We start from the raw sequence: 14289 nt of genomic DNA on the forward strand, positions 1-14289 counted from the left end.
CTGGTGGTTGTAGTAATGTAACGGCTACTAGAACGGTGACAGTAACCGCTGCACCGGTTGTTGGAACTCTAAGCGGTAATCAAAGTATTTGTGTGGGACTCACTTCTGTGTTTTCTTCAACTGCTGTTGGTGGCACTTGGTCTTCTTCTGATGTGACGGTCGCTACTATTAATAGTGCTGCTGGACTTGTAACTGGTGTTGCTGCTGGAACGGCTACAATGACCTACACTGTTCTTGGAACTGGTGGTTGTGCCAATGTGACCGCTACAAGAATTGTAACGGTTACCGCTGCGCCTATTGCCGGAACTCTAAGCGGTAATCAAATTATCTGTCAAGGCTCAAGCACCGTTTTTACCTCAACATCACCAAACGGAAATTGGAGTTCCTCTGCAATTTCAATAGCAACCGTTAACGCTTCAACAGGAATTATATACGGAATTGCTGCCGGAACAGCAACAATAACATACACTGTTCTTGGAACTGGTGGTTGTGCCAATGTTACTGCAACTCGAACCGTGACTGTCAAACCAACACCGCAAATCATAGCAACAAATCCGATAACCATTTGTAGTGGAGATTCACCCAATATCAATTTGGTTGCTGATTTCCCAGGAACAACTTTTACATGGGCTGCCACTCAAAATAATGCAACCGGAGCTTTCAATGGATCAGGAAATTTCATTAATCCTATCCTAACATCAACGGCCATCAATGGAGGAACTGTAATTTATACCGTAATTCCAACTTTAAACAACTGTGTCGGAAATCCTGCGTATATTATTGTCAATGTTAAACCTAAACCGGTTCCGGAATTAAATGACGGTGTTGTTTGTATCGATATCGCTACAGGAATTACTTCCCAAACTTATACGTTTACAACGAATTTAAACAATACCAATTTTACTTTCCAATGGTATTTAAACAATATCTTAATTACCGGCGCCAACGCCAATACTTATGAAGCCAATCAAGAAGGTATTTATTCTGTAATTGCCACCAACACGCAAACGGGTTGCATTTCAGAAGAGGTTTTCGGAACAGTTACTGCTTCTATTTATACGACTACTTACAGCGTCAGTGTCAGTGAAGCTTTTAGCGACAATTCATACATCATAATCCATACGCCGTCAGGAAGTGGGCCGTTTCAATACCAACTCGACTCGGGCCCTTTGCAAGATTCTAATATCTTTTATAATATGATTAATGGTCTGCATAAAATTACGGTGACAGACGAAGCAGGCTGTACCCATTTAGAAGGCGAAGTATTAATTCTTGGTTACCCTAAATTTTTTACTCCAAATGGTGATACTTATAATGACACTTGGAATATTTTAGGATTGAAAGATTTGCCCAATTCCGGCATCTATATTTTTGATCGCTATGGAAAATTCATCAAGCAAATTAGTCCGTTAGGAAAAGGTTGGGACGGAACTTATAACGGTCATGAATTGCCGTCAACGGATTACTGGTTTACGGTTGATTATGTTGATCCGAATTCGTTTAAAAACAGCACTTTCAAATCGCATTTCTCTTTAAAACGTTAATCAATTTCATAAAAAAACCACCTATTATAAGTGGTTTTTTTTATGACTGTATTTTTTATTACTTCTTTAAAATTTCAATTACAGTTCCCAACATCACGTTGGTGCCAATCGCTAAGTCTTCATAAGAAGCAAACTCTAACGGGTTGTGGCTAATGCCGTCTTTGCACCGCACGAAAATCATTCCGTAATCGCAAGCGTAAGACAATGCTAGTGCATCGTGGAATGGGCCGCTCATGAGTTCGACTGCCTCGAGTTTTAAATCTTCGCATTGTTGGTGAATGATCGCCTTAATCCAATCGGCGCAATAGCGCGGATCACTTTTGGTGTCTTCTGATATTTCGTAGGTCAATTGATGTTTTTTTGTAATCGATTCTATACGATCACGAAGTTGCTTTTCGTAGCGGTTGCGGCGGTCTAAGTCGATGTCGCGCAAGTCTACCGTGAAAATTACTTCTTCGGGAATGATATTTCTCGATGCCGGAAAAACTTGAATGGTTCCAACCGTTCCAACGGTTGGTGCACCTGGAACTTGAGTTGCAATTTCATTAACTGCCACAATAATTTCTGCTGCGCCAATCAATGCATCTTTACGGATTGGCATCGGTACCGAACCTGTGTGGCCAGCCATGCCTTTGAGTTTGACGGTCCACCAAAGCGGGCCCGAAATTCCTGAAACTACACCAATTGGTTTGTGGGCTAAATCTAATACCGGGCCTTGTTCGATGTGCAATTCGAGGAAACAAAAAATGCTTCCGGGTTGGTATTCTGATGCTTTGAATTTGGTAATGTCGCAACCAAAATCTTTAAGTGCTTGTTCTCGTGTGATGCCGTCTTTATCGGCGCGTTGTAATTCTCCTTCTTCGAGTTTTCCTAAAATACCTCTAGAACCAAAAAGTCCTTTGTTGAAACGCCAGCCTTCTTCGTCTGCAAACGAAATCACTTCGATACTGCGTTCGGGTTGGATGTTGTTTTCTGTTAATGTCGCTACGACTTCTATCGCGCACAAAACACCGGCAACGCCATCGAATCTTCCGCCGTAAGGTTGTGAATCTAGGTGTGAACCCATCATCAAACACGGGAGATTTGGATTTTTGCCTTCCAGTCTTCCGATGAGATTTCCAAAATTATCGATATGGGTTTTCATTCCGGCATCCCTCATCCAAGAAGCAGCGATATCGAAACCTTGTTTTTCGAGTTCGGTATGTGCAGGTCGGCAAGTTCCGGTTTCCCCGATTTTGCCGATGAGACTCATGGCTTCGAAATGTTGTTGAAGTCGAGTTGCGTTTATTTTCATTATGATTCTTTTTTTACCACATAGAAACATACAAAAGAACCTATGTTTCTATGTGGTTGTAAATTTTTATTGTGGTTACGAGGTGCGTTAGGGATTGAGCAATTGTCTGAGCTCTCCCGGTGCAATCGGGAAGCGAGTGTGAAAGCCCGACCCATAGGGGAACGCCCAAAAATTAATGATCGTTTAAAGGCATTCCTTTGGCTTGCCAATCTTTCCAGTTGACGTATTCGGGCGCTACGCGATGCACTTCCATGGTGATGCAATTGTCTACCGGACACACGAGTTTGCACAAATTACAGCCGACACATTCTTCTTCTTTGACCGTGTAATGGTTGTATGGATTGCCTCTGTCGACGTTGATGGATTGGTGCGAGGTATCTTCGCAAGCGATGTAACACAAACCGCAGTGGATGCATTTGTCTTGATCTATTTTGGCGATGTGGTGGTAATTGATATCGAGGTCTTCCCAATGCGTGATTTTTTCTACTGATTTCCCGATGAAGTCGGTGGTTTTCTCGTAGCCTTTTTCGTCCATCCAGTTGTTGAGGCCTTCGCACATGTCTTCTACGATGCGGAAACCGTGCGTCATCGCTGCGGTGCACACTTGAACACTGGTGCTTCCGAGTAGCATGAATTCGACGGCGTCTCTCCAAGTGCTCACACCTCCGATTCCTGAAATGGGAACACGTGATGCGATGGGATCTTGAGCCACTGTGGTTAACATTTTTAATGCGATTGGTTTTACAGCCGGGCCGCAATAACCGCCGAACACGCTTTTTCCGGCTACGAATGGATTGGGTACTAACGTATCTAAATCGACACCCGTTACGCTTTGAATCGTGTTGATTAAACTGAGCGCATTGGTCCCGCCTTCTACAGCGCCGCGTGCGGTTGGCACTACTGAGTGTACGTTTGGTGTAAGTTTGGTGATTACGGGAATCGTGGCTTTTTCCATGACCCATTCGACTACCATTTTGGCGATTTCAGGATCTTGTCCTACAGCTGCACCCATACCGCGTTCGGTCATTCCGTGAGGGCAACCGAAGTTTAATTCGAATCCCATGGCGCCGGCGTCTTCGCATTTCATAATTAAGTCATGCCATGATTTGCGATCGTTGTCTGCCATTAAGGAAACAATCATCGCGCGATCGGGAAACATTTTTACGACTTCTGTGATTTCACGTAAGTTGATTTCTAATGGCCGGTCGCTGATGAGTTCGATGTTGTTGAAACCCATCATTCTTTTGCCACCGTAATTGACGGATGAATAACGAGAGGAAACGTTTTTGACTTGTGAACCTAAGGTTTTCCAAACGACTCCGCCCCAGCCTGCTTCGAAGGCACGGACTACATTGATTTTTTTATCGGTTGGCGGCGCACTGGCCAACCAGAACGGATTTGGCGATTTGATTCCGAGAAAGTCTATTGATATATCTGCCATGTTTTTTTTATTTTAAATGATAACTAAATTAGTTGTTGAACTTAGGTTTCAACTCCGATTCGATGATATAATCCGGGCTGATGATTGCTTTTACGATAGCTGCAGCACCGTCTTTTCCGGCTTGCACAGCATCGACCACTTCGCGACCACCGTTGACACAATCGCCTCCAGCAAAAACATTGTTTAAACTCGCTTTCGATTTGCCTTGTACGGAAACTTTACCGTTACTATTTTGAAGGTTTTCACTATTGACCATTTCTGAAAACGGCATTTGTCCTGCGGCTTTGATGACCATATCGACATCTAGCGTGAATATTTCTCCTGTTGTTACAGGACTTCTTCTGCCACTAGCATCGGGTTCTCCGAGTTTCATGACATCGCAAACCAAATGTTTGACTTTGTCACCTTCTCCAATAACTTCTTTTGGAGCGGCTAGCCAGATGATGTTGCAACCGTCAAGTTTGGCAATATTGAGTTCTTTTTCGGTACATGGCATTTCTTCTTGTGTTCTTCTGTAGATTAGATGCACTTCACCAGCGCCTAATCTTTTCGCTTGGGTTGCTGCATCGATGGCGGTCATTCCCATTCCGATTACAGCTACGCGGTCGCCCACTGCAATTTTAGAGTAATCCTTATCACGCAATTCGTAGATGAATTTAATCGCATCGACTACACCGTTTAGATGCTCACCCGGAATATCTAGTTGTCTTGCCAAACCAACTCCGAACGCTAAATAGACTGCGTCGTAGTTGCGTTGTAATTCTTCAATCGTGATGCTTTTTCCGAGTTCTTGATTGTATTTGATGTTGATACCACCGATCGATGTGATGTAATTGACCTCATCTTCACAAAATTCCGGTGTGACTTTATAAGCTGCAATGCCGTAGGTCATGAGTCCACCGCCTTTGCTTTCTTTTTCATAAATGGTTACATCAACCCCTTCGCGGCTTAAGGTATGCGCGCAACTCAACCCAGCCGGACCGGCACCAACAATCGCAACACGTTTTCCTGTGGATGGTTTGCGTTCGAACAATTGCCATTTATTATCCATTGCCTTTTCTGTGGAGTAGCGTTGGAGTTTGGCAATGTGAATGGGTGTTTCGTGCATTAAATTATAGACACAAGCGCCTTCACATAATTTTTCTACAGGACAGACTTTACTGCAACCTGCGCCCATAATGTTCGAAGAGAATATCGTATGTGCGGAACCTTTTAGATTTTCGGTAGCAATTTGTTTGATGAATTTCGGAACGTTGATTGAGGTCGGGCATGATTTCATACACGGCGGATCATAACAAAACAAACAGCGATTCGCTTCTGTCAACGCCGCATCCGATGTTTCGAATGGCGGATGAATGTCGGAGAAATTCTCTTGGTATTCGGTGGTGGTTAATCGGTTATTTTTGATACTCATATATTTTTATTTTGAATGATAAATTTTGAATGTTGAATGTTGGCTATGGCGCGACAATCTCGTTGTAGGTTTCCGGTCGACGATCTCTGTAGAATTGCCACTTGCCACGAATTTGTTCGATTAAGTCTAAATCAAATTCAGCTACGAGCAATTCGTCTTTGTCTTCCGAAGCGCAAGCGATAATTTGCCCCAATGGATTCACAAAATAAGATGTTCCATAAAAACGGCCGAGATTCCATGGTTTTTCTTCGCCGACACGGTTGATACAACCCATGAAATAGCCATTGGCTACTGCGTGTGCAGGCTGTTCTAACTTCCATAAATATTGCGATTGCCCGACTGTTGTGGCTGATGGATTGAAAACAATTTCAGCACCATTCAATCCCAAACACCTTGCACCGTCAGGAAAGTGACGGTCGTAACAAATGTAAACGCCCACTTTAGCATATTTCGTTTGAAAAACAGGATAGCCCAAATTACCGGGTTTGAAGAAAAATTTCTCCCAGAAACCACCCGTTTGTGGAATGTGGTTTTTGCGGTATTTGCCTAAATAAGTTCCATCGGCATCGATTACTGCGGCAGTGTTGTAATATACTCCAGCTTGTTCTTTTTCGTAAATCGGAACGACAATGACCATGTTGTATTTTTTGGCATAAACTTGCATGCGTTCCGTTGTTGGTCCAGGAACAGTTTCTGCCGAAGCATACCAGGCACTGTCTTGTCCGGGGCAGAAATAGGGTGTATTAAAAATTTCCTGAAAACACAAAATTTGAACGCCTTGCTTTCCGGCTTCTTCAATGTAGGGAATGTGTTTGTCTTCCATCGCCTTCATGATTTCTGCAATGGTACCTTCGCCTTCTGTTTTAGCTAGACTCAATTGAATGAGTCCTGATTTTACAATTCTTGCCATAATTTATATCTTTCCTTGTACTTTATTTCTTTTGATGAATTGACCGTAGCCTTTAGAAACTTTGCATTCATTGTTATCAATAACCACTTGCCCGCGCAACAAAACGGTTTTCACTTTTCCTTTGACTTCCCAACCTTCGTAGCCGCTGTAATCCACATTCATGTGATGCGTTTTGGCAGAAAGTGTGTGTGTTTCATTGGCATCAAAAATCACAATATCGGCGTCGCTTCCGATGGCGATGGTTCCTTTTTTTGGAAACATTCCGAATATTTTGGCAGCATTGGTGGAGGCGACTTCAACATATTTGTTTAAGGTGATTCTGCCTTTATTGACACCTTCGCTAAATAGCAATTCCATTCTGTTTTCAATCGCTGGATGACCATTTGGAATTTTAGAGAAATCGTCTTTTCCCATGAGTTTTTGTTCCCACATGAACGGACAGTGATCGGTCGCAACGACATTCACCAAACCTTGATTGAGTCCGGCCCACAGCGTTTCTTGATCTTTCTTTTCACGCAACGGTGGCGACATGACCCATTTGGCGCCTTCAAAATTTTGTTCGTATAAAGAAGCATCGAGAATCAGATATTGGATGCAGGTTTCTACAAACACATGCTGATTTCTTCTTGTGGCAAATCGAACTGCGTTGAGTGCGCCTTCACAAGTGAGATGCACAATATATCCGGGGCAACCCGTGTAATCTGCTAAATCTGCAAATCGGCTGCTGGCTTCGGTTTCGGTGACTTCGGGTTGTGATAGATAATGGTATAATGGCGAAAGTTTGCCTTCTGATTTATGTTTGGCAATTAAAAAATCGATCATATCGCCATTGGTTGCATGCACATTGATCAAACCACCGTGCTTTTTGACTTCCTGCATGAGTCCGACCATTTGGCGATCGTCTATCATCAGTGCGCCTTTATACGCCATGAATGTTTTGAACGACGTGATGCCTTCCACTTCTATAAAATGCTGAATTTCTTTTTTGGTTTCATCATTAAAATCGGTCACCGCCATATGAAAACTATAATCTCCAACAGCATTATTATCGCTTCTGCCTTTCCATTCTTGTAAGGCTGATTGCAGACTTTTGCCTTGTGTTTGCAAGATGAAATCGATGACAGTTGTTGTTCCTCCATAAAGTGCTGCGCGGGTTCCGGTTTCGTAATTGTCGCTGCTGTAGGTTCCCATAAATGGCATGTCGAGATGCACATGTGGGTCGATTCCGCCCGGCATGACGAGTTTTCCTGAAGCGTCGATTTCGTGATTGGCTTGAACGTTTAGGTTTTTACCGATGGCCGAAATTGTTTCGCCTACAATATAAATATCTGCTACATAATCATCGGTAGCGGTAATGATTCTTCCGTTTTTGATTAAAATACTCATTTTTATTTTTTTAGGTGCTTAGGTTCTAAGGCGCTGAGGCACTAAGACTAAGTCGTTTTGTTTTTCATTGCAATCCAATAAATCAATCCACTAATGCCAAATCCTACGAACCAAGCATAGTTGTATAAACCGGTTAACCATTGCGGAAAAGTATCGGTGGAAATTACTTTTATGGTCATTAAAAATCCGGGCACATTGGGCAAAATTCCTAGAAATAATGCCAAGAGCGCATTGGTGTTGAAGCCTTTATTGAAACCATAAATACCTTTGCTGTCATACAAATCATTCAAAATCAAGGTTTGTTTTCGGATGAAATAATAATCGACAATCATAATCCCACCAACTGGTCCGAGCAAACTAGAATAACCTACCAACCACGTAAAAATATAACCGGTCGGATCAGCAATGAGTTTCCATGGAAATATTAAAATTCCGATAACTCCAGTAATGTATCCACCTTTTCTGAAATCGATTTTCGATGGTGCGAAATGTGCAAAATCATTGGCCGGGCTTACAATATTGGCTGCAATATTGGTTGCTAATGTTGAAATCGCTACGGCAATCATCGCCGCGCTGACCAACAATTTACTATCAAATTTTCCTGCTAAAATCACGGGATCCCAAATCGTGGTTCCGAAAACAATGGTCGTTGCTGATGTTACGACAACACCTACAAAAGCGAATAGCGTCATCGAAGTTGGCAAACCATAAATTTGTCCTTTAACTTGTGCTTTTTGCGAAGTCGCATATCTTGTGAAATCAGGAATATTCAACGATAAAGTCGCCCAAAACCCAACCATTCCTGTTAATGCAGGAAAAAAGAAATGGAAGAAATCTGTTGTGTTGGTAAACTTAGATGGTGTTGCCAATATAGGTCCCAAACCATGTGCGGCTACCAATGCCCAAGCCAATAAAGCGAGTGCGGCAACCGGTAAAAAAATCGCTTTAAACACCAATAATTTTCGGATGCTGTCGACACCTAAATACACTACATACATATTGACTAGCCAAAATACCAGAAAACAAATCGCCGGTCCGGTTTGTAATCCCCAAGAATATGGGAAAATTTGCGGTAAGGTTTCTAAAGATGGAATCCACAAACGCATCATTTGATAGATCGCAAAACCACCAATCCAAGTTTGGATTCCGAACCAACCACAAGCTACAATGGCTCGCAATAATGCCGGGATGTTGGCGCCTTTGGTTCCGAAACTGGCTCTTGCAAAAACCGGAAACGGAATACCGTATTTCGCTCCTGCATGACCGTTTAAAATCATTGGAATTAATACTATAGTGTTTCCTAGAAATATCGTTAGAATGGCTTGCCACCAATTCATTCCGCCTTCAATCAAAGAACTTGAGAGCATATAAGTTGGTATGCAAAGGCTCATGCTAATCCAAAGTGCAGCATAATTCCAAGTGGTCCAGGTGCGCTTGTTTGCTGCAACTGGAGCTAGGTCTTCGCTATACAAAGCAGAATCTGTATGTAAGTCTTTGTTTGTCAATTCTGGTCTGAATTTATGCAATCAATGCTTCGTCTGATATTTTTAAAGCTTCGCTGATGATGTCCAAACCTTCATCGATTTGGTCTTTGGTGATGGTCAGTGGTGGTGCTATGAAAATATAACCCCAACGCACGAAAGTATACATGCCAAGTGCTCTGATTTTGGCTGCGATTTGGTTGGTTACTTTTAAATCATCGCCAGCAGCGTTATAAGGTGCAATCAATTCGCCTGTGGTTTTGTTTTTCAACACATCGAGGCAACCGAGAAGTCCGGTATTTCTGAAAGTTCCCATACTTGGATGTTGGCTTCGCATCGCTTCAATTCTCGATTCGAGGTAAGCGCCCATTTCACGCGTATTATCAATCAATCGATCGCTTTCATAGATATTGATTACTGCTAAAGCTGCTGCCAAAGCTACGGGATGACCGTTGTAAGTAAGACCAATCATCATGGGAGTATTCTCGTATTTTTCTGCAATTTTATCAGAAACCATTAAACAACCTAATGGCAAATACGAGGAAGTCAATCCTTTCGCCATGCAAACCATATCGGGAATAATGCCGTGGTTTTCGAAACCGAACCATTTACCGGTACGGCCGAAACCGCTCATGACTTCGTCGGCAACGAATAGGATTCCGTATTTTTCACATAGTGCTTTTACGCCTTTGAGATAACCTTTTGGATAATGCAAACAACCTGAAGAACCGCTTTCGCCTTCAAAAATAAAGGCTGCGATGTTGGTTTTGCCTTCGAGGTGGATGACTCTTTCTACGTATTCTAAACTTAAGTTCAACTTAGTAGTTTCGTCCAAATCTTTCATACCAAAGAAATAATATGGGTCGTCTAAATGCACCGCATTGGGCATTTGTTGGGAATCATTAGCGAGTTTTCTTGGGTCACCGCCGACGGTCATTCCGCCAATGGAACCACCATGAAACGCTCGGTATCTTCCGATAATTTTATGTCTTCCTGTGTATAGTCTTGCTAATTTTATAGCGTTGTCAATCGATGATGTTCCACACAAAGTATAGAATGCTTTGTTTAAATCGCCCGGGCAAATCTCGGCTAGTTTACGCGATAATTTGGCTCTGACTTCTGTCGTACACGATGGTGTTACAAAACTTACTTTTTCCATTTGTTCTACGACTGCGGCTGTGACACGTTGGTCGCCATGTCCGATATTGACTGACATTAATCCGGATGAAAAATCGATGATGCGGTTGCCACCGTATTCGTATAGATAAACTCCTTCGGCTCTTTCTATTGCGATAGGATTGACACTGGCTTGTGCCGACCAGGAGAATAAACTGAATTCTTTGCTGTCGTTGATGATTTCTTCTTTCGTCATTGTTTGTTCTTTGGTAATCATTGTTTGTGTACTTTTTGATTATTGGATTTTAAGACTGTAAGACTTTAAGACAGATCTTACAATCTTGAAATCTTACAGTCTGATAAGCAGTTGCCCTAGCCCCGATTGCAGCGGTTATCCTTTTTTGCCGTTGTTCGGCAGAAAAGATTAGAGCGTAAAGCGGGATTAGCTCCTGAAAATTTTAATAATTTATTACTAGCTCATCCAGTTGACACCGGCTTCTGCATTCCATTTGATGGTGCTCTTTTTTAGTTTTGTCCAGAATTCAATCGAGCTTTTTCCTGTGATGTCGCCTACTCCGAATTTACTGTCGTTCCAACCTCCGAAACTGAATGGTTCTCTTGGTACGGGAACACCTACGTTGACACCGATCATTCCGGCGCTGGCTTTGTCGATAATGTAACGCGCCATGCCTCCGTTTTGCGTGAATACGCTCGCGGCATTTCCGTATGGATTCGCGTTTTCGATGGCTAAAGCTTCATCGACGGTATTGGTTCTCATGATCGAAATCACGGGTCCGAAAATTTCTTCGGTGGCGACACTCATCGTTGGTGTTACATAATCGATTACGGTTGGGCCGACATAAGTTCCGTTTTCTTTTCCGGATACTTTGGTATTTCTGCCATCGACTAATATTTTGGCACCGTCTTTTTCGGCTTGTGTGATATAGCTTTCGATACGATCTTGTGATTCTTTATTGATGACTGCGCCGAGATTTTGACCTGGAATAATTTTTCTGGCTTCGTCGCAAATTTTGGCTACAATCGCATCTACATTGCCGACTCCGATCATGGCTGAAGCGGCCATACAGCGTTGCCCTGCGCAACCCGACATCGATGCGGCTACGTTTTGTGCGGTCATTTCGGGAATCGCATCGGGCAATACCATCAAGTGGTTTTTGGCACCACCTAAAGACAAGCATCGTTTGTAATTGCTGGTCGCTCTTTGATAAACAATTTTCGCCACTTTGGTAGAACCTACAAAAGATACGGCTTCAATATTGGGGTGATCGCAAATCGCGTTGACGATATCTACATCACCATGAACGACGTTAAAAACACCGTCAGGCAAACCGGCTTCTTTTAATAATTCGGCCAATCTTCCGCAACTCAAAGGCACTTTTTCCGATGGTTTGATGATCATGCAATTTCCTAAAGCAATTGCATTGGGAATCGTCCAGTTCGGCACCATCGATGGAAAATTGAAGGGCACGATGGAAGCTACAACGCCAAGTGGCACGTGTTCTGTTCTGCATTCTACGCCTTTGCTGACTTCGAGCAATTCGCCTTGCACCAATTGTGGTAATGAGGTGGCAAATTCGGTAAGTTCAATGCATTTTTCTATTTCGGCTACGGATTCGCCGTAGGTTTTCCCATTTTCTTCGCTGCACAATTCGGCGAGTTCTTTGAGGTGTTTTTCCAATAGGAATTTATACCTGAAAAACACTTGTACTCTTTCTTTTATAGGCGTTTTGCTCCATGCTGGAAATGCGGCTTGAGCGGCTTTTACGGCGTCGTCTAAATCTTTACTGGTTGACATTGGAACGGTGGAAAGCAAATTGCCGTCTAGTGGCGAAACCACGTTCATCGTTTTGGAAACGGAAGCGGGAACAAACTTCCCATTGATGTAATTCTGAATTGCTGGGTATTTCATTATAGTCTATGGTTTTTATACAAATAATTAATAAAAATAATAACAATTTATTAATATACAAGTGGTCAAAGTGAATAAATGGCAATATTAACAAGCGTGTGTTTTTAATTTATTCTGAATATAAATAACCACCCAATCGTTTTTGCGTTATTGTTTTAAAAATGAAGCATTTAAGAAAAACAATTCAATGTAAAGCCCCAAAAATTATTATTCAAATAAAAATCACCGCATCCCTCTGTTTTCAAGGCTGTCGATTAAAATAAAGCCTTACCTTTGGTAGCTTTTGCAATGAAAACCCCTTATAATGAAAAAAATATTCCTGCTATTTCCTTTTTTATTGCTGTTCAATTGCAGTAATGTTGATGATACTTCGACTCAAAATATTGCTGCCAATCGTCCTTCTACTCCTGTATTTGAATCGACTGTTTTTAATTTGAATGAAGTAGCCACAATTTCGATTGAAGTGTCGCTCGCGCAATGGAATAAATTGCTTGAAAATTACGACCTCAATTCGGCCAACGATAAAAGAGTCGTGTCGAAATTTACTTTTACCAATCGCAGTGGTACCGTTGTTTTAGACAGTGTAGGTTTGCGTTTGAAAGGCAATACAAGCAGACGTCGCCCTGAGGGTGATAATGGGCAATTGCATAATGCGATAAGTCCGGATTGGCATCACAGTCACTTTGGTTTCGATTTTTCAAAATACCGAGACGCACAAAGATTTAAAGGACTTGACAAGCTCAATATCAAATGGTTCAAAGACGATGCGACCTATATTCGGGAGATTTATTGTTATGATTTGTTTCACCGTTTTGGATGTTGGCAAGCACCTTTGGCTTCTTATTGTAAGGTTTCGATAAAAGTGCAAGGCGATGCGGCTCCGGCTTACTTCGGTGTGTATGCAATGATTGAAAACATCGATGAAGTTTATCTTGCAAAAAACAAAGCGATGTGGGGCGCAGGAACAGGCTTCCTTTGGAAAGGCGGTTGGAGCGGATCGAACAATGCTAACTTTGTATCGACATCGAGCATTGGTGTAGAAGATGTCAACATCGATTCTTCGCTTTCGCAGTATTACGCCTATGATCTAAAAACCCGCAAAGACGAACTGCCAGCTGCAAAAGCAGAATTATTACAATTTATCTCGGACCTCAACACCAAAACCGGAGCGCAATTTCAAACTTGGATTGAGCAAAGAATGGATGTGCCGCTTTTCTTAAAAACTTATGCAACCAATGTCGTTGTAGGGATGTGGGATGATTATTGGGCGAATGGCAATAATTTCTATTTCTACTTTGCGCCGAATGGTAAAGCGTATTTTATTCCATATGATTATGACAATACGTTAGGCACATCGCAAATCGTATCGAATGCCGGAACCCAAAACCCATTGACTTGGGGCAACATGACCGAGCGGCCTTTAATCACAAAAATCTTGGCGATTCCACAATATAAAACCATGTATAAAAATTACATCACGGAATTGAACAACGCCAATAACGATTATTTTCATTCGACTAAAAGTATTCCACGTATTCAAGCATGGCAGAATATGATTTATCCTTTTGTTTGGAATGCTACCGGAGAAGACATGCAAATTGGAGACACACCAGCTTCTTGGGGTAACCAACCCAACTACCGTGTGAAAACCGGCAATAGTTCTGGTGGTAATAATGGTCCTGCAAATTATTTTTCTAGTAAGACGGCGAGTATTCCTTGGTAGGAAATTGGATTATAAGATTATGAGACTTTAAGATTTTAGGAATTACAAAG

At 42.2% G+C, this 14289-nt stretch carries 10 protein-coding genes; 2 read left to right on the forward strand and 8 right to left on the reverse strand.

The features are described 5' to 3' along the window. Nucleotides 1-1544, forward strand: a 1544-nt coding sequence (locus RMO03_RS02355) for a T9SS type B sorting domain-containing protein (RefSeq protein ID WP_309640477.1), incomplete at its 5' end; no start/stop codon positions are given. A gap of 58 nt (nt 1545-1602) precedes the next feature. Here RMO03_RS02355 and RMO03_RS02360 read toward each other — a convergent pair. The 8 genes from RMO03_RS02360 to RMO03_RS02395 form a co-directional block, all read right to left on the reverse strand. Next, the gene (locus tag RMO03_RS02360) at nt 1603-2838 is read right to left on the reverse strand and encodes a M20 family metallo-hydrolase (protein WP_309640478.1); all 1236 of its coding nucleotides are present in this window, start codon (nt 2836-2838) and stop codon (nt 1603-1605) included. A 172-nt stretch (nt 2839-3010) separates the two neighbouring features. Then, nucleotides 3011-4279 carry an NAD-dependent dihydropyrimidine dehydrogenase subunit PreA gene (gene preA / locus RMO03_RS02365; RefSeq protein WP_309640479.1) on the reverse strand — a complete coding sequence of 423 codons (1269 nt, stop codon included), beginning with the start codon at nt 4277-4279 and terminating at the stop codon, nt 3011-3013. A gap of 28 nt (nt 4280-4307) precedes the next feature. Further along, entirely contained in the window at nt 4308-5693 is a 1386-nt protein-coding gene (locus RMO03_RS02370) for an NAD(P)-dependent oxidoreductase (protein WP_309640480.1), read from the reverse strand. Nucleotides 5694-5736: 43 nt separating this feature from the next. Further along, nucleotides 5737-6603 carry a nitrilase-related carbon-nitrogen hydrolase gene (locus RMO03_RS02375; protein ID WP_309640481.1) on the reverse strand — a complete coding sequence of 289 codons (867 nt, stop codon included), beginning with the start codon at nt 6601-6603 and terminating at the stop codon, nt 5737-5739. 3 nt (nt 6604-6606) lie between these two features. After that, nucleotides 6607-7989 carry a dihydropyrimidinase gene (hydA, locus tag RMO03_RS02380; RefSeq protein WP_309640482.1) on the reverse strand — a complete coding sequence of 461 codons (1383 nt, stop codon included), beginning with the start codon at nt 7987-7989 and terminating at the stop codon, nt 6607-6609. A gap of 47 nt (nt 7990-8036) precedes the next feature. Then, entirely contained in the window at nt 8037-9494 is a 1458-nt protein-coding gene (locus tag RMO03_RS02385; RefSeq protein WP_309640483.1) for an NCS1 family nucleobase:cation symporter-1, read from the reverse strand. Nucleotides 9495-9507: 13 nt separating this feature from the next. Further along, a complete protein-coding gene (locus RMO03_RS02390; protein WP_309640484.1) occupies nt 9508-10863 on the reverse strand; it encodes an aminotransferase class III-fold pyridoxal phosphate-dependent enzyme in 1356 nt (451 codons plus the stop codon). 195 nt (nt 10864-11058) lie between these two features. Then, nucleotides 11059-12516 (reverse strand): CoA-acylating methylmalonate-semialdehyde dehydrogenase, encoded by a 1458-nt coding sequence (locus RMO03_RS02395; protein ID WP_309640485.1) that lies wholly within the window; start codon nt 12514-12516, stop codon nt 11059-11061. Between the two features lie 304 nt (nt 12517-12820). Between RMO03_RS02395 and RMO03_RS02400 the strand changes: the two genes are divergently transcribed. Next, complete coding sequence (locus RMO03_RS02400; protein ID WP_309640486.1) at nt 12821-14239, forward strand: CotH kinase family protein; 1419 nt, start codon at nt 12821-12823, stop codon at nt 14237-14239. Nucleotides 14240-14289: the final 50 nt, after the last annotated feature.

The sequence above is a fragment of the Flavobacterium sp. genome, from assembly GCF_031411595.1.
Lineage (GTDB): Bacteria > Bacteroidota > Bacteroidia > Flavobacteriales > Flavobacteriaceae > Flavobacterium.